This window comes from Streptomyces sp. NPDC053474 (assembly GCF_044544845.1).
Classification (GTDB): Bacteria; Actinomycetota; Actinomycetes; order Streptomycetales; family Streptomycetaceae; genus Streptomyces.
Genome location: NZ_JBITXV010000001.1, coordinates 105,080 through 121,248, shown reverse-complemented (window position 1 = coordinate 121,248; position 16,169 = coordinate 105,080). Strand labels below are relative to the sequence as shown.

The window sequence follows — 16,169 nt, the reverse complement described above, 5'->3', positions numbered from 1 at the left end:
CTTGTTCTCAAGGAATGTGAGGGGGCTGCCGCACCTGTTCGAAAGGGGCCTCCGGGCGTCTCCGCGCGGTAATCGCCGTCCCTCATTCGAGGGACCCTTCCGCACTACTGCCCAGCGACGATTCGGACTTCGCGCGTCCGCGCACCGGTCGTGCGCCACATGGCCCCGGGATCGGCGGAATCCCCGGCGCTCCACTCCCGGCCCCCGTACGCGACCCGCTCGATGTGCAGGGCCGTCGCGTTGGCCACGGCCCAGTGCGCCAGCTCCCAGCCGCGCTGCGGAGTGCCACTTTCCGGTGAGGCGGCGGCCGCCTCGGTGACGGGGACCCTCACCACGCGCCCGCGCGCGGGCGTGCCTTCGGGCAGCAGGTCCCGACCGAAGTCCCGCGCGAGCGCCCGCCGCACCTCGCGCGGGCCGCCCGGGTCGATGCCCGGCAGGCCCTGACAGCTGAGCGTCGCCGGGGTGCGCCCGGTGAGCGCGGCGGCCAGCAGCGCGGCGTCCGGCTCGTGCTTCGCGTACGCCTGCGGGAAGCCGCTGCGCTGCACGCGCTGCGCGGCGACCGTCAGGGGCAGGCGCGAATAGCCCGGCACGCCCTTGAGGCGGTCGTAGAACCGCACCGACGCGTACACCGGGTCCATGATCTGCCGCCGCGAGCCCCAGCCCTGCGAGGGCCGCTGCTGGAACAGGCCGAGCGAATCCCGGTCGCCGTGGCGGATGTTGCGCAGGCCGGACTCCTGGAGGGCCGTCGCGAGGGCGATCGTCACCGCGCGCTCGGGCATGCCGCGCCGGGTGCCGACGACCGCGATGGTCGCGGCGTTGACGGCCTGCTCCGCGTTCATCTCGTACGTCGCCCCGTCGCCGTTGCCCGACACGACCGTGCAGCGGGGGTCGGAACGGCTTCCGGAAACGTACTGAACCACGACATAGGCCACCACGGCGAGCAGTACGGCGAGGGCCGCCCCGGCGCGCGGGAGGCGGCCGCGCCGGACGAGGAGGGACGGCTCGGACACGCGCACCAAGGTACTGGAGCGGACTGACAGTGCCGGCCTGGGCACGGAGAGGGACGGTTCGGGCGTGGCGCCGGGCGGCGGGACGGAACGGGAGGCGACCCGCGGCGGAGAGTTAGGGTCGAGGCCATGGATCAGACCCCGGCGCAGCCGCCGCTCGACCTCACCATGGACGCCGCCGCGCTGACGGCCGCACTCGTCGACTTCCCGTCCCCCAGCGGCCAGGAGAAGGCGCTCGCGGACGCCATCGAGACCGCGCTGCGCGCCCTGCCGCACCTGACGGTCGACCGGCACGGCAACAACGTCGTGGCCCGCACGAACCTGGGCCGCGCCGAGCGCGTCGTCCTGGCCGGTCACATCGACACGGTCCCGATCGCCGGGAACGTGCCCTCGCGCCTGGACGAGGACGGCGTGCTGTGGGGCTGCGGCACCTGCGACATGAAGTCCGGTGTCGCGGTCCAGCTGCGCATCGCCCAGACCGTGCCCGAGCCCAACCGCGACCTCACCTTCGTGTTCTACGACAACGAAGAGGTCGCCGCGCACCTCAACGGCCTGGGGCACGTCGCCGAGGCCCACCCCGACTGGCTCGCGGGCGACTTCGCGGTGCTCCTGGAGCCCACGAACAACCAGGTCGAGGGCGGCTGCCAGGGCACGCTGCGGGTCCACCTGAAGACGACGGGGGAGCGGGCGCACTCCGCGCGCGCGTGGATGGGCTCCAACGCCATCCACGCTGCCGCCCCGATCCTCGCGAAGCTGGCCGCGTACGAGGCGCGCCAGCCGGTCGTCGACGGCCTCCAGTACCACGAGGGCCTCAACGCGGTCGGCATCGAGGGCGGCGTCGCGACCAACGTCATCCCCGACGCCTGCACGGTGGTCGTGAACTTCCGCTACGCGCCCGACCGCACGCCCGAGGAGGCGGAGGCCTTCGTCCGCGACTACTTCGCCGACTGCGGGATCGACGAGTTCGTCGTCGACGACCACACGGGGGGCGCGCGCCCGGGCCTCACGCACCCCTCCGCGCAGGCCTTCCTCGCGGCCGTCGGCGGCGAGGCCCGGCCCAAGTACGGCTGGACCGACGTGGCCCGCTTCAGCGCCCTCGGCGTGCCCGCCGTCAACTACAGCCCCGGCGAGCCGCTCCTCGCCCACAAGGTGGACGAGCGGGTCAAGGCCTCCTTGATCCCCGAGGCGGAGGCCCGGTTGCGCGCCTGGCTCACCTCCTGACCCCGGCCGCCTTGTGGAATTACGCCGCGCGTAACGCCCGTAGACCTACGCTGAAGTGGCACAACGAGTGAGTGGGGCGCGGCAGGGGCCACCCGGCCCGCCGCGACCGCCAGTGGAAGGGGATGTTCATGGGCAGTCCGGAAGCTCAGGGTCCGCCGGAGGAGCAGCACCTGGGGCCGGTGGTGCGGCGCCGTGAACAGATCACGCCCGGCACCACCGACCAGCGGCTCCTCGACACCGAGGGGGGCGACTCGGCGTGGGTGCACACCGACCCCTGGCGGGTGATGCGCATCCAGTCCGAGTTCGTCGAGGGCTTCGGTGCCCTGGCCGAACTCCCCAGCGCGATCAGCGTCTTCGGCTCGGCCCGCACCCGCCCCGACAGCGCCGAGTACGAGGCGGGGGTCCGCATCGGCAAGGCCCTCGTGGAGGCGGGCTTCGCCGTGATCACCGGCGGCGGCCCGGGGGCCATGGAGGCCGCCAACAAGGGGGCCCGCGACGCGAAGGGCGTCTCCGTCGGGCTCGGCATCGAGCTGCCCTTCGAGCAGGGGCTCAACCCGCACGTCGACATCGGCGTCAACTTCCGCTACTTCTTCGTCCGCAAGACGATGTTCGTGAAGTACGCGCAGGGCTTCGTGGTCCTGCCCGGCGGGCTCGGCACCCTCGACGAGCTCTTCGAGGCGCTCACCCTCGTCCAGACCCGCAAGGTGACCCGCTTCCCCATCGTCCTCTTCGGCTCCGCCTACTGGGGCGGTCTCGTCGACTGGCTCCGCGACACGGTCGTGGCCCAGGGCAAGGCCTCGGAGCACGACCTGCTCCTGTTCCACGTGACGGACGACGTGGACGAGGCGGTCAGCCTGGTGACGAAGGAAGTGGGGCGCTAGGCCTCGCGGGGCTGGGAAATCCAGCCCGTCCGGCGTTTGAGGACGAGGCGCGCAGCGCCGATAACGGGCGGGGTCCCAGGGGCGGCGGCCCCTGGTTTCGGTGAAGGGGCGGGCTTGGGGGCCTCCCGGCAGGGCCTCAGGCCAGCCCCCGTCGGGCGACCGCCGGAGGCCTGTGCCCCGCGATCGTGGCGACCATGTCGACGACCTGCCGCGTCTCGGCCACCTCGTGCACCCGGTACACCTGCGCCCCCAGCCACGCGGACACCGCGGTGGTGGCCAGGGTCCCCACCACCCGCTCCTTGAGCGGCCGGTCGAGGGTCTCTCCGACGAAGTCCTTGTTGGACAGGGACACCAGCACGGGCCACCCGGTGTCCACCAGCTCCCCGAGCCGTCGCGTCGCCTCCAGGGAGTGCCGCGTGTTCTTCCCGAAGTCGTGCCCGGGGTCGATGAGCACGGACTCCCGGGGGACCCCCAACTCCACGGCCCGCTCGGCGAGTCCGACGGTCACGCGCAGGATGTCGGCCACGACGTCCTCGTACTCCACCCGGTGCGGCCGGGTCCGCGGCTCGGCGCCGCCCGCGTGGGTGCACACGAGCCCCACCCCGTACCGCGCGGCGACCTCCGCGAGCTTGGGGTCGACCCCGCCCCACGCGTCGTTGAGCAGATCGGCGCCGACGTCGCACACGGCCTCGCCGACCTCGTGCCGCCAGGTGTCGACGCTGATGACGACGTCGGGGAAGCGCCGTCGCACCTCGGCGACGAACCCGACGGTCCTGCGGGCCTCCTCCTCGGCGGTCACCTCCTCGCCGGGACCGGCCTTGACGCCGCCGATGTCGATGATGGCGGCACCCTCGGCCACGGCCTGCTCCACGCGCGCGAGCGCGGGTTCGTCGCGGAACGTGGCGCCCTGGTCGTAGAAGGAGTCCGGGGTCCGGTTCACGATCGCCATGATGACCGGCTCATGCGCCTCGAACACGCGCCTGCCCAGCTTGAGCATCCGCTGTGCGCCTCCCTTTCGTTACGCGGCCGACCGCGTGGCCGTCGCCGCCTGTGACCTTAACTGTCAGAGGCGCATGGCACGATCGGAGCCAGACATCAGCCAGACAGTTCCGTGCCGACCGGCCGCGGTCGGCATCCGAGCGTGGGGACCCGCACAGATGGTCATGTTCCTGTTCCTGGTCGTCGCCCTCGTGGTGGTCGTCGCCGCGGTGACGCTGGCCGTCCTCGGCGGCTCCGAGAGCGGCGCGCTGCCGGACGTGGTGCCGGAGCGCTTCGCCGACCCGCTGCCGCCGGACCGCCCGCTGCGCCGGGCCGACGTGGAGGCGGTCCGCTTCCCCATGACCGTCCGCGGCTACCGCATGGTGGACGTCGACGAGGCGCTGGACCGCCTGGGCGCGGAGCTGGCCGAGCGGGACGCCCGCATCGCGGAGCTGGAGACGGCCCTCGCGGGCGCCCAGGCCACCGCGGTCGGCGGCCCCGGCCTCTTCACGACGTACGCGGGGCCCGGTGCCCCTGACCTGGAGAAGCGCGGCCCGGGCGACCGCGCCCCGGACGGCGAGGACGACCCGGCGGCCCCCCGGGCCGAGCGACCGGAGGACGACCGATGAGCGACGCGATCCCCGGCCCGGACGGCGCCCTGCGCTGCCCCTGGGGCCTGTCCACCGAGGACTACGTGGCGTACCACGACGAGGAGTGGGGCCGCCCTGTCCACGGCGACGACGCGCTGTTCGAGCGCCTCTGTCTGGAGGCCTTCCAGTCGGGCCTGTCGTGGATCACGATCCTGCGCCGCCGGGAGGGCTTCCGCGCGGCCTTCTCCGGCTTCAAGGTCGCCGCGGTCGCGGAGTTCACGGCCGCCGACCGCGAGCGCCTCCTGGCCGACGAGGGCATCATCCGCAACCGCGCGAAGGTGGACGCGACCCTCGCCAACGCGCGCGTGCTCGCCGACTGGCCCGAAGGCGAGCTCGACCGCCTGATCTGGTCGTTCGCGCCGGACGCCGCCGACCGCCCCGCGCCGCGGACGCTCGCCGACGTGCCCGCGGTCACGGACGCCTCCACGGCCCTGGCCAAGGACCTGAAGAAGCGCGGCCTGCGCTTCATCGGCCCCACCACCGCCTACGCCCTGATGCAGGCCTGCGGCCTGGTGAACGACCACCTCGCGGACTGCGTGGCCCGCGAGGCGAGCGGCTCGGCCAGGCCCTAGCGGCCCAGATAGCGGGGCGCGGCCTTGTCCAGGAAGGCCTGCACGGCGATGGCGTGGTCCTCGGAGGCACCCGCCTTCGTCTGGAGCTCGTCCTCCTTGTCCAGGGTCTCGTCCAGGGAGTGCCCGGCGGCGTACGCGAGGGACTCCTTGATCGCCCCGTACGCGAGGGTCGGGCCCTCGGCCAGCGCCCGGGCCACCGCGCGCGCCTCGTCGGCGAGGGAGTCCGCCGGGACCACCTTGTTGGCGATGCCCAGGTCGAGCGCCTCCTGCGCCTTGATGCTGCGCGGGAAGAGCAGCAGGTCGGCGGCGCGGCTCTGGCCGACGAGCCGGGACAGCGTCCAGGACACGCCCGAGTCGGCGGTCAGCGCGACCCCGGCGAAGGAGGTGGTGAACGACGCGGTGTCCGCGACCACGCGGTAGTCGGCGGCGAGGGCGAAGCCGAGGCCCGCGCCCGCCGCGACCCCGTTGACGCCCGCCACGACCGGCTTGGCCATGCCGGTCAGCGCTCGCACGATCGGGTTGTAGTGCTCACGCACCGTGCTCATGGTCTGCCCGGAGCCCGACGCGCGCGACTCCTGGAGCACCCCGATGTGCTCCTTGAGGTCCTGGCCCACGCAGAAGGCGCGGCCGGTCGCGGTGAGCAGCACCGCGCGCACCTCCGGGTCGGACGCCGCCGCGCGCGCGGCGTCCCGGAGGGCCACCTTGGCCTCGGTGTTCATCGCGTTCATCGCGTCGGGGCGGTTCAGCGTGATCGTCGCGAGCCCGTCACTCACTTCGTAGAGCACGGTGTCGGCCATGGTGGGGTCCCCTCCGCTGGTCCTGTGTGGTGGTCCCGTGGGCGTGTGTCCCTGGGCCTCGGTGCGCCCAGCATGACCTAGATCATCGGCCACCGGTACGCCGTCGGAGATGTGACCTGCGTCAAAGAACAAGAGGCGGAAGAAGCGCCTGGGGCGGCGAAGTATTGCAGTCACATCGCCGAATTGAGTGGTTTTGCGGGCGTGCGTTGCGCAAGCGATGCCGACCGATGTTGGTCATCGGGTCCCGCCATGCGGGATAATGACCTGGAAGCAATGTGTTCGATGCCGGTGACACCTGGGTTGTCGGCTGCGACAAGCTGGTTTCAGGAAGGGGAACGAGCATGGCGGCCATGAAGCCGCGGACGGGCGACGGCCCGCTCGAGGTGACCAAGGAGGGGCGGGGCATCGTCATGCGCGTTCCGCTCGAAGGCGGCGGTCGACTTGTCGTCGAACTGACCCCGGATGAGGCCGACGCACTCGGCGACGCCCTGAAGAAGGTCGTCGGCTGACGCGCAATCGCCCACACTTTTCCACTGCCCCGGCATCGTACGACGAGCCGGGGCAGTGCTGTGTGCGGAAGATCGTCGAGCGGCCCAAAGGCATACGGGAGTTTGACGCGCCCGGCCCGCGGACCCGGTGACGGCCCGGCCGTCACGGCGGCGACCTATCGTTTGACCGCGCACAGCAAGCCGTCGCCCACCGGCAGGATCGACGGCACGAGGTCCTGGCTCTCGCGCACCGCGCGGAGCAGCTCGCGCAGCCGCAGTACCTCTATGGGCTGGGGTCCGGAGTCGACGGTGCGGCCGTCGAAGAACACGCCCTCGAAACAGACGAGGCCCCCGGGACGCAGCAGGCGCAACGATTCAGCGAGGTAGTCGAGGCACTCGAGCCGATCGCCGTCGCAGAAGACGAGGTCGTAGCCGCCGTCGGCGAGGCGCGGCAGGACGTCGAGGGCGCGGCCCGGGATGAAGCGGGCGCGGTTCCCGGCGAAGCCCGCGGCCCGGAACGCCATCCGGGCGAACTGCTGGCGCTCGGGCTCCGGGTCCACGGTGGTCAGCACCCCGTCGGGGCGCATGCCGTGCAGCAGGTGGATGCCGGAGACCCCCGTGCCCGTGCCGATCTCGGCGACGGCCTTGGCGTCCACGGTGGCGGCGAGCAGCCGCAGCGCGGCGCCGGTGCCGGGCGACACGGAGCGCAGCCCCGCGTCCCGCGCGCGGTCGCGGGCCCAGAGCAGCGCCTCGTCCTCGGCGACAAAGGCGTCGGCGAACGCCCAGCTCGTCTGCCGGTTGCCGCTAATGGCCCTCTCCTGTCCCCGTGGTTGCCTGGCGGTGACTGTATCCGTTGGGCCCGGGAACCCGCAGATGGGACCGCGCGTTAGTCAGGTGTGAGACCGGCCGGGGCAGTCCGGCGGCAGCCGACGGGGGAATCGGATGGATCAAGGCACGATCGAAAGGGCCGTTCCGAACACCCAAGAGGCAAATCTAGGTAAAAACGCTTATCCGGAGCTAACGGGCGAGGTGGTTATGGTAGGGGCTCCACTGGACACCACCAGAGCCGACAGGGGAGGTGCGGCCGAGTCCGCGGATCAGGGAGGAGCGCTCCGGCGTTTTCTCAGGTTGGCGGGTAGGCCGAAATCCGTGACCGACACCGCTGACCGCGCTAACTCCGCTCAGACCGCGACCTTTGCCGCTGACGCGGATGCCCAGGCGTGGACTCCCCCCACCTGGGAGGAGATCGTCAGCACCCACAGCGGCCGCGTCTACCGCCTCGCCTACCGCCTGACGGGCAACCAGCACGACGCCGAGGACCTCACGCAGGAAGTCTTCGTCCGCGTCTTCCGCTCCCTGTCGACGTACACGCCCGGCACCTTCGAGGGCTGGCTGCACCGCATCACCACGAACCTCTTCCTGGACATGGTGCGCCGCAAGCAGCGCATCCGGTTCGACGCCCTGGGGGACGACGCCGCCGAGCGCCTCCCGAGCCGCGAGCCGTCCCCCCAGCAGGTGTTCAACGACACGCACTTCGACGCGGACGTCCAGCAGGCGCTCGACACCCTCGCGCCCGAGTTCCGCGCCGCCGTCGTCCTGTGCGACATCGAGGGCCTTTCGTACGAGGAGATCGCCGCCACCCTGGGCGTCAAGCTCGGTACGGTCCGCAGCCGTATCCACCGTGGCCGCTCCCAGCTCCGCAAGGCGCTCCAGCACCGGTCGCCCGAGGCCCGCGCCGAGCGCCGTTCGCTCGCGGTCACCGGTGCCGTGGCGCTGGGAGGAGGGGGCGCGACCGCGTGAGTGGATCACGGTCCAATCCTGCCGAGCGGCATTTCGCCGAGCAGCACCTGGGGGACCGGCTCGCCGCGCTGGTCGACGGTGAGCTCGGTCATGACGCGCGCGAGCGAGTGCTCGCCCATCTGGCCACCTGTCCTACGTGCAAGACGGAAGCCGACGCCCAGCGCCGGCTCAAGAGCGTGTTCGCGCAGACGGCGGCCCCGCCGCCCAGCGAGAGCTTCCTCGCCCGGCTGCAGAACCTCCCGGGCATGAGCCTGGACGACATCGAGGGCCAGGGCGGCCCGCGCACCCCCGTCGACGACGGCTTCGCCACGGGCTCGTCCGGCACGACGGGCCTGCCCCGCGGCGGTGTGTTCTCCGTCGGCGGCCCGCGCCCCGACCCCCTCGTCGAGTACGCGCCCTCGGGCGCCCACGCGGCGGTGCTCCCCAGCGAGCAGCGCGGCTTTCGCATACACGCCGTCGGCAGGACCGAGGCCGAGCGGTCCGGCTGGCGCGGGCGCCGGTTCGCCTTCGCGGCCGCCGGAGCCGTGTCCCTCGCCGCGATAGCGCTCGGCGGGGTCACGGTGAGCGCCCCGCTCGGCTCCGCCGACCAGCGCGCGGGCGGCGCGGGGGCGAACAGCAACGCCTCGCCGCCGCGCTCGCAGCCGACGCCCGCCACCGGCGTCCCCGAGTCGACGCGCCGTCGGGGCACCAGCCCCTTCTCCGTCCAGGGACAGCGGCCCCAGGCACCCGCGTCGACCACGGCCGCGGTGCCGCTCCTGTCCGGCGCGCCCGGTCCCTCCACACCGACGCCCCAGCACCTCGCGGCCCCGCTGCTCGCCGGTGCCGGGGTGATGTCGCCCCTGGTGCGCGCCGCCGCCCCGGACGATCCGGAGAGACCGGGCGTCCCCGTCGGCGGCCTCACGCTGAGCGTGGCGGCGGACCCGACGCCCCGGGCGACGCCGCCGCCCGGCCTCGCCCAGCGGCGGGGCACGGCCGAGATCCACTGACGTTCGGCGCGCGGACCTGGTTGAATTCCCCGGTGTGCCCGACGGGCACGGAATCGGCGTCCGCCGTGGGGCAGTTGTGGGGAGAGCATGGACGAGGTCGTGGGTACTGGGCCGAGCGGAGACGTTGGCACTGGGCCACGCGGGGAGGCCGCTCCCCGCGCGGCCGAGGCCCAGCCCCCGGCCCCTGACACCCCGGCCGGGCCCCCGGCCTCCCCGGGCGCCCCGGCCGCCGGGCTCTCGGCCCCTCCGGCGCCCGAGACCCGCCCCGGCCACGCGTCGCCGCCACCGGCTCCGAACACAACACTCGCCCCGGCGGCACCGCCCGTAGCCCCCGGCTCCCACGCCGCCTCACTGGCGGACAGCCACCCCGCCCAGGCGGCCACACCCGCAGTGCCCGCACCGACAGCGACACCTACCCAAGACACAGCACCCGCCCCGGCGGCACCGCCCGCCCCAGCGACACCGACCACCCCAGCCGACCGTCCCAAGCCCCTGCACGAGCCCGACCCCTACGGCACCCCGCCTTACGGCGAGCCCGGGCCCTGGGCGCCCGCCCCGCCCGTGCAGCACCCGGTCACCACCCCGGCCCACGGCACCCCGGCGTACGGCGCCACCCCGGCCCACGGCACCCCGGCGTACGGCACGGCCCCGGCCGCCGCCTCGCCCCAGGCCCCGGCCCCGGGCGCCCCCGCCCTCTGGCAGCGCTACGACCCCTGGAGCGTCGCTCCCCTGCAGCAGACCGGTGCCGCCGTCGAGACGCGGGAGCTGCGGCGCAAGCGCGGGCGGCGGGCGCTGGTGGCCGGGGCGGTGTTCATCGCGCTCGTCGCGGGCGGCATCGGCGGTGCCGTGGGGGCGTATCTGGAGCGTGAGGGCGGCATCGGCGGCGGTGGCGTGGAGCTGCCGCAGGCGGGAGTGGAGTCCCACACCCGGCCCAAGGACAGCGTGGCGGGGATCGCCGCGAGCGCCCTGCCCGGTGTCGTCACGCTGCACGTGCGCGGCGACGACGGGGCCGGTACCGGCACCGGATTCGTCCTCGACGGCAAGGGCCACATCCTCACCAACAACCACGTCGTGGAACCGGCGGGAACGGGCGGCGAGATATCCGTGAGCTTCAGCGGCGGCGAGACCGCGCGCGCGAAGGTCATCGGCAGGGACAGCGGATACGACCTGGCCGTCGTGAAGGTCACCCGCGTCCGCGGCCTCAAGCCCCTGCCCCTCGGCAACTCCGAGAACGTGCAGGTCGGTGACCCCGTGGTCGCCATCGGCGCGCCCTTCGACCTGGCCAACACCGTCACCTCCGGGATCATCAGCGCCAAGGAGCGGCCCATCACGGCGGGCGGCGAGAAGGGCGACGGAAGCGACGTCTCGTACGTCAACGCCCTCCAGACCGACGCGCCCATCAACCCCGGCAACTCCGGCGGGCCGCTCGTCGACTCCAAGGCCCGCGTCATCGGCATCAACAGCGCCATCCGCTCCGCCGACGGCGGCTCGGAGTCCGAGGGCGGGCAGGCCGGTTCCATCGGGCTCGGCTTCGCCATCCCCATCAACCAGGGCAAGCGGGTCGCCGAGGAGCTGATCAACACCGGCCGGGCCACGCACCCGGTGATCGGCGTCACCATCGACAAGAGGTTCACGGGCGACGGCGCGCGCATCGCGAGCAAGAGCCAGAACGGCGGCCCCGCCGTCACCCGCGGCGGCCCCGGCGCCAAGGCCGGGCTCCGACCGGGCGACGTGATCACCGAGGTCGACGGCCGACCGGTGCACTCCGGCGACGAGCTGATCGTCAAGGTCCGCGCGCACCGGCCCGGCGACCGCCTGGAGCTGACCGTCGAGCGGGGCGGCGACGAGCGCACCGTGACGCTGGTCCTCGGCAGCGCCAGTGGCGACTGAGCCGGGAGCGCGCTCCCGGCACGCACTTGCCGCTGTTGACGTCGTCGACGCCCGGCGGCTACCGGACGTACAGCAGCGCCGGGTACCGTAGAGCGGGTCCGGACGGCAAGGAGCTCAGGGTGTTCAACGACATCGGCGTATTCGAGATAGTGACGCTGGTCATCCTCGCTGTACTCATCTTCGGCCCGGACAAGCTGCCCAAGTTCATTCAGGACGCGTCCCGGACCATCCGCAAGATCCGCCAGTTCTCGGACAGCGCGAAGCAGGACATACGGAACGAACTGGGTCCGGAGTTCAAGGACTTCGAGTTCGACGACCTGAATCCGAAGAAGTTCATCCGCAAGCAGATGGAGCGGGACGACCTCGGGCTCAAGGAAATCCGCAACGGCTTCGACCTGCGCAAGGAAATGGCCGAAGTGGCCGACTCCGTGCACGGGCGCGAGAGCGACACCGAGGACCGCGCGGACGGCGCGAGCCGCTCCGGCACGTCCACGGCCTCGGCGAGCGGCAGCGGCCGGATCGACATGGAGAAGCGCCCCGCCAAGCCCGCGGCCGACGACCACCCGCCCTTCGACGCCGACGCGACCTGAGCGCACCCGCGTGCGCCATCCGGCGCCACGCGTGCGCCGTGCGGTGCGCCGCGGTGCCCGCGGTCGTGGCCTTCCGGCCACCCGTCCGCCGACTCCTTCGGCCGCTTCCGGAATCGGTGTGGCTATCCTGCCTTGTTGTCCGGCGTGAGGACGCCCGAGGGGGGCGGGCCGCTCCGGACCGACGACAGCGAGGAGGCGGCCGGGTACATGGAGACGACAAGTCGGGTAGGCGCTCAGGCGTCAGCCGCGGACGGTGCCGCGTCGCAAGCGGTGCCCTCCGCCCGGCGTACGGTCGACGGCTACCTGCTGGCGCCCTTCCCCTGGTACGGCCTGGACGAGGCCTTCACGGGACCGCGCTGGCTGATGCAGGTCGGCACCGCGGCGGACGGCGCCGTGGAGCACGGTTCGATCGGCCACGGCGACGAGCCCTCGGTCCGCGCCGACGGCGGCCTCGGCAACGGGGACAGGGAGCGGTTCGCGGTCGTGGTGACCGTCGCCGCCAACCCGGTGCGGCGCAGCGCCGACGGTACGGGCGTCCTGGAGGCCACCTCGGTGTCCTCCGCGGCCTGGCTCGCCGGGGTCGGGCTGCTGTCCTACACCTGGCCCGGGCAGATGGACCACAGCCTGCGGGACGACTGGCTGGACCAGCAGACGGAGACGGCGTGGGTCCTCGCGGACGACCTCGACGGCTCCGACTGGTCGTCCCTCTCCCTGCCGGTGGACGGGGTCCCGACCTCGTTCCACTACCGGGAGTCCGAGTACGGCTGGGTGCTCGCCGGGTCCACCCAGGAGGGGGTGCATCTGGGGGCGTACGGGCGCGGGATGAGCGCGTACGGCCTCGGGTTCTCGGTGGTCAAGGACATCACCGCCTACGCGAAGTAGCCCTCCGGGCAGGTACGCAGGAAGGGGCGCCGCTCGCGATGGGCGGCGCCCCTTCCTGCGCGGTTGCGTCAGTCGGCCTTCGGCCTCGTCCTCAAACGCCGGACGGGCTCGACATCCCGCCGTTCCCCGGGCTTCGGGATCCCGCCGCTCCCTGGGCTTCGGGTCAGAACTTGTTGCGGGGCGTGATCCCGAGGGACATGCCCGACAGGCCGCGCTGGCGGCCGCCGAGCTTGCCCGCGATCGTGCGCAGCGCGCTGCCCGCCGGAGACTCGGGGTCGGAGAGGACCACCGGCCTGCCCTCGTCGCCGCCCTCGCGCAGGCGCACGTCGATGGGGATGGAGCCGAGCACCGGCACCGTCGCGCCGGTCGTCTTGGTGAGGCCCTCGGCGACCTTCTGGCCGCCGCCCGTGCCGAAGACGTCGACCATCTCGCCGCAGTGCGGGCAGGGAAGGCCCGACATGTTCTCGACCACGCCGACGATCTTCTGGTGGGTCTGGACGGCGATGGAGCCCGCGCGCTCGGCGACCTCGGCCGCCGCCTGCTGGGGCGTGGTGACGACCAGGATCTCGGCGTTCGGCACCAGCTGGGCGACGGAGATCGCGATGTCGCCGGTGCCCGGCGGCAGGTCCATCAGGAGCACGTCCAGATCGCCCCAGAAGACGTCCGCGAGGAACTGCTGGAGCGCGCGGTGCAGCATCGGGCCGCGCCACACCACCGGCGCGTTGCCCGGGGTGAACATGCCGATGGAGATGACCTTCACGCCGTTCGCGGACGGCGGCATGATCATGTTCTCGACCTGGGTGGGGCGGCCGTCCGCGCCGAGCATGCGCGGCACCGAGTGGCCGTAGATGTCGGCGTCGACCACGCCGACCTTGAGGCCGTCGGCGGCCATCGCCGCCGCGAGGTTCACCGTCACGGACGACTTGCCGACGCCGCCCTTGCCGGAGGCGACCGCGTACACCCGGGTCAGGGACCCGGGCTTGGCGAAGGGCACCTCGCGCTCGGCCTGGCCGCCGCGCAGCGCCGTCGCGAGCTCCTTGCGCTGCTCGTCGCTCATCACGTCGAGGGTCACGTCGACGCGCGTGACGCCCTCGACGCGGGCGACGGCGTCCGTCACGTTCTTCGTGATCGTGTCCCGCATCGGGCAGCCGGAGACCGTCAGATACACGGCGACCGCGACCGCGCCATCCGCGCCGATCTCCACGGACTTGACCATCCCCAGCTCGGTGATGGGCCGCTGGATCTCGGGGTCGTTCACCGTCGCCAGTGCTTCGCGCACCGCGTCTTCCGTAACCATGTACTCGATGGTACGGCTCCCGGTAGGGGGGTTCGGAAGGCCCGTCAGCGGTCGCCTACGTCACGTGCCCGGGCGGCATCGGGCGGGAATACCGCACGCTGCTCCTCCAGCTCCCTGACCAGGTCCTGGAGTTCGGAGCGGAGCCAGTCGCGGGTGGCGACCTCACCGAGCCCCATGCGCAGCGAGGCCAGCTCCCGCGTCAGGTACTCGGTGTCGGCGATGGAGCGCTCGTTCTGCCTGCGGTCCTGCTCGTGGGTGACGCGGTCGCGGTCGTCCTGGCGGTTCTGCGCGAGCAGGATCAGCGGGGCCGCGTAGGACGCCTGGAGCGAGAGCATCAGGGTCAGGAAGATGAAGGGGTAGTTGTCGAACCGCAGGTTCTCGGGGGCGGAGACGTTCCAGACCACCCACATGATGATGACGACCGTCATCCAGACGATGAACCGGCCGGTGCCCAGGAAGCGCGCGATCCGCTCCGAGAGCCGCCCGAAGGCCTCCGGGTCGTAGTCCGGAAGGAGCTTGCGGCGCCGCGCGCGGGGCTGGTCGAGGCGGAACCGGGGCCGGTTCTCCGGCCGGGGCTCGCGCCGCTCCTCGCGCCCCTCGCGCTCGCGCCCGCCGGCGCGTCCCTGCCGTTCACGCGCCATGGCCGGCCTCCTCCTGGAGGTGGAACTCCGTCTCGCGCCAGTCCTCGGGCAGCATGTGGTCGAGTACGTCGTCGACGGTGACGGCCCCGAGGAGCGCGCCCCCCTCGTCGACCACGGGCGCCGCCACCATGTCGTACGCGGCGAAGAAGCCCGCGACGACCGGCAGCTGGTCCTCCGGCGAGAGGGGCCGCAGGTCGTCGTCGAGGATCGAGCCGACCAGCGTGTAGGGCGGGTCGCGCAGGAGCCGCTGGAAGTGCACGGTGCCCAGGTACTTGCCGGTCGGGGTCTCGTCCGGCGGGCGGCACACGTACACCTGCGCGGCGAGGGCGGGCGAGAGGTCCTCCTGCCGCACCCGGGCGAGGGCGTCGGCGACCGTGGCGTCCGGGCGGAGCACGATCGGCTCGGTCGTCATCAGACCGCCCGCCGTGCGCTCCTCGTACGCCATCAGGCGCCGTACGTCGGCCGCGTCGTCCGGCTGCATCAGGGTCAGCAGGCGTTCCTTGTCGTCCTCGGGGAGCTCGGCGAGCAGGTCGGCGGCGTCGTCGGGGTCCATGGCCTCCAGGACGTCGGCGGCGCGCTCCTCCTTGAGCTTGCCGAGGATCTCGATCTGGTCGTCCTCCGGAAGCTCCTCCAGGACGTCGGCGAGCCGGTCGTCGTCGAGGGCGGCGGCCACCTCGGCGCGGCGCTTGGCGGAGAGGTGGTGCAGGACGTTGGCGAGGTCGGCGGGGCGCAGCTGCTCGAAGGTGGCGAGCAGGTTCTCGGCGCCCTGCCCGTGCTCCTCCAGGGAGAAGCCGTCCACGGCGGACCAGTCGACGGTCAGCGTCTCGCCCTTGCGCCGGAAGGCGCCCTCCTTGCCCTTGCGGACGAAGACCCGGTCGACCTCCCAGTCGCGGCGGGCCGGGAGCTGGCGCACGGACACGTCGAGGACGGTGACCTCCTCGCCGCTCTCCACCAGGCGCACGCGCCGGTCGAGCATCTCGCCGAGGACGAGGCGCTCGGTGGGGCGCTGCTCGAAGCGGCGCACGTTCAACACGCCGGTGCTGATGACCTCGCCGGACTCGATGCCGGTCACCCGGGTCATGGGCAGGAAGATGCGCCGACGGGTCGCGAGCTCGACGACCAGGCCGAGCAGCCGGGGCGGCTTCCTGCCGACGCGGAGCATGACGACGAGGTCGCGCACGCGGCCCACCTGGTCGCCGTTCGGGTCGAAGACCGCGGTGCCGGACAGGTGCGAGACGAAGATCCGGGGCGCGCCTCCTGCCATGTGCCGCGCCTTTCTCGGGGTGCGTCAGGGAACCGTTTCGGCGGTATGTGCCCTATGCCGGTGATACGGGGTTCAGGCTAGCCCGTACCCCGCGCATATGCCCTGGTGAGCGGTCCGGACGGACTGGCTCCGAAAGGGGTGGGGGACACCGGTACGCTGCGGTACGCCAGGCCGTCCGGGCGTACGGCCGTGGCCGTAGACGACGTCCGCACGAGAGGCAGCCCC

The 16,169-nt window shown here is 72.9% G+C and carries 17 protein-coding genes; 10 read left to right on the top strand and 7 right to left on the bottom strand.

Features of this window, described 5'->3' with window-relative positions; translation table 11 throughout:
• Window positions 1–104: 104 nt before the first annotated feature.
• Entirely contained in the window at window positions 105–1,010 is a 906-nt protein-coding gene (locus ACIG3E_RS00550) for a heavy metal transporter (protein ID WP_399609539.1), read from the bottom strand.
• Window positions 1,011–1,136: 126 nt separating this feature from the next.
• On the opposite strand from ACIG3E_RS00550, the gene dapE reads away from it, so the two are divergent.
• The gene (gene dapE / locus ACIG3E_RS00545) at window positions 1,137–2,228 is read left to right on the top strand and encodes a succinyl-diaminopimelate desuccinylase (RefSeq protein ID WP_399609537.1); all 1,092 of its coding nucleotides are present in this window, start codon (window positions 1,137–1,139) and stop codon (window positions 2,226–2,228) included.
• Window positions 2,229–2,356: 128 nt separating this feature from the next.
• Entirely contained in the window at window positions 2,357–3,109 is a 753-nt protein-coding gene (locus ACIG3E_RS00540) for a TIGR00730 family Rossman fold protein (protein ID WP_399609535.1), read from the top strand.
• Between the two features lie 136 nt (window positions 3,110–3,245).
• Here the strand turns inward: ACIG3E_RS00540 and folP are convergent, their stop codons facing one another.
• Window positions 3,246–4,106 carry a dihydropteroate synthase gene (gene folP / locus ACIG3E_RS00535; protein ID WP_399609533.1) on the bottom strand — a complete coding sequence of 287 codons (861 nt, stop codon included), beginning with the start codon at window positions 4,104–4,106 and terminating at the stop codon, window positions 3,246–3,248.
• Window positions 4,107–4,266: 160 nt separating this feature from the next.
• Between folP and ACIG3E_RS00530 the strand changes: the two genes are divergently transcribed.
• On the top strand, window positions 4,267–4,716 hold the full coding sequence (locus ACIG3E_RS00530) for a DivIVA domain-containing protein (protein ID WP_399609531.1): 450 nt from the start codon (window positions 4,267–4,269) through the stop codon (window positions 4,714–4,716).
• Window positions 4,713–5,309 carry a DNA-3-methyladenine glycosylase I gene (locus ACIG3E_RS00525; protein ID WP_399609529.1) on the top strand — a complete coding sequence of 199 codons (597 nt, stop codon included), beginning with the start codon at window positions 4,713–4,715 and terminating at the stop codon, window positions 5,307–5,309. Before ACIG3E_RS00530 ends, ACIG3E_RS00525 begins: the two co-directional genes overlap by 4 nt.
• Here ACIG3E_RS00525 and ACIG3E_RS00520 read toward each other — a convergent pair.
• Complete coding sequence (locus tag ACIG3E_RS00520; RefSeq protein ID WP_399609527.1) at window positions 5,306–6,106, bottom strand: enoyl-CoA hydratase/isomerase family protein; 801 nt, start codon at window positions 6,104–6,106, stop codon at window positions 5,306–5,308. The two genes, ACIG3E_RS00525 and ACIG3E_RS00520, sit on opposite strands and share 4 nt — an antisense overlap.
• Window positions 6,107–6,447: 341 nt before the next feature.
• Between ACIG3E_RS00520 and ACIG3E_RS00515 the strand changes: the two genes are divergently transcribed.
• Window positions 6,448–6,615 carry a DUF3117 domain-containing protein gene (locus ACIG3E_RS00515; protein WP_003966491.1) on the top strand — a complete coding sequence of 56 codons (168 nt, stop codon included), beginning with the start codon at window positions 6,448–6,450 and terminating at the stop codon, window positions 6,613–6,615.
• Between the two features lie 155 nt (window positions 6,616–6,770).
• Here ACIG3E_RS00515 and ACIG3E_RS00510 read toward each other — a convergent pair whose 3' ends face one another.
• Window positions 6,771–7,469, bottom strand: a complete 699-nt coding sequence (locus tag ACIG3E_RS00510) for an O-methyltransferase (RefSeq protein ID WP_138961630.1) — start codon at window positions 7,467–7,469, stop codon at window positions 6,771–6,773.
• Between the two features lie 160 nt (window positions 7,470–7,629).
• Here ACIG3E_RS00510 and sigE point away from each other — a divergent pair, with 160 nt between their 5' ends.
• The 5 genes from sigE (at window position 7,630) to ACIG3E_RS00485 (ending at window position 12,742) form a co-directional block, all read left to right on the top strand.
• Complete coding sequence (sigE, locus tag ACIG3E_RS00505; RefSeq protein ID WP_171075849.1) at window positions 7,630–8,394, top strand: RNA polymerase sigma factor SigE; 765 nt, start codon at window positions 7,630–7,632, stop codon at window positions 8,392–8,394.
• The gene (locus tag ACIG3E_RS00500) at window positions 8,391–9,380 is read left to right on the top strand and encodes a zf-HC2 domain-containing protein (RefSeq protein WP_399609525.1); all 990 of its coding nucleotides are present in this window, start codon (window positions 8,391–8,393) and stop codon (window positions 9,378–9,380) included. Before sigE ends, ACIG3E_RS00500 begins: the two co-directional genes overlap by 4 nt.
• A gap of 87 nt (window positions 9,381–9,467) precedes the next feature.
• Window positions 9,468–11,270 carry a trypsin-like peptidase domain-containing protein gene (locus ACIG3E_RS00495; protein ID WP_399609523.1) on the top strand — a complete coding sequence of 601 codons (1,803 nt, stop codon included), beginning with the start codon at window positions 9,468–9,470 and terminating at the stop codon, window positions 11,268–11,270.
• Between the two features lie 119 nt (window positions 11,271–11,389).
• Window positions 11,390–11,860 carry a sec-independent translocase gene (locus ACIG3E_RS00490; RefSeq protein ID WP_399609521.1) on the top strand — a complete coding sequence of 157 codons (471 nt, stop codon included), beginning with the start codon at window positions 11,390–11,392 and terminating at the stop codon, window positions 11,858–11,860.
• A 207-nt stretch (window positions 11,861–12,067) separates the two neighbouring features.
• Window positions 12,068–12,742: a hypothetical protein gene (locus ACIG3E_RS00485; RefSeq protein WP_399609519.1), complete on the top strand. Its 675-nt coding sequence runs from the start codon at window positions 12,068–12,070 to the stop codon at window positions 12,740–12,742.
• 163 nt (window positions 12,743–12,905) lie between these two features.
• On the opposite strand, the gene ACIG3E_RS00480 is transcribed toward ACIG3E_RS00485, so the two are convergent.
• Genes ACIG3E_RS00480 through ACIG3E_RS00470 form a run of 3 tightly spaced genes read right to left on the bottom strand, consistent with a single transcriptional unit; the run spans window position 12,906 to window position 15,944 of the window.
• Window positions 12,906–14,039: an Mrp/NBP35 family ATP-binding protein gene (locus ACIG3E_RS00480; protein WP_399609517.1), complete on the bottom strand. Its 1,134-nt coding sequence runs from the start codon at window positions 14,037–14,039 to the stop codon at window positions 12,906–12,908.
• 44 nt (window positions 14,040–14,083) lie between these two features.
• Window positions 14,084–14,680 carry a DUF1003 domain-containing protein gene (locus tag ACIG3E_RS00475; protein WP_399609515.1) on the bottom strand — a complete coding sequence of 199 codons (597 nt, stop codon included), beginning with the start codon at window positions 14,678–14,680 and terminating at the stop codon, window positions 14,084–14,086.
• Window positions 14,670–15,944 carry a magnesium transporter MgtE N-terminal domain-containing protein gene (locus ACIG3E_RS00470; RefSeq protein ID WP_399609513.1) on the bottom strand — a complete coding sequence of 425 codons (1,275 nt, stop codon included), beginning with the start codon at window positions 15,942–15,944 and terminating at the stop codon, window positions 14,670–14,672. The genes ACIG3E_RS00475 and ACIG3E_RS00470 overlap by 11 nt, the downstream gene beginning before the upstream one ends.
• Between the last annotated feature and the right edge of the window lie 225 nt (window positions 15,945–16,169).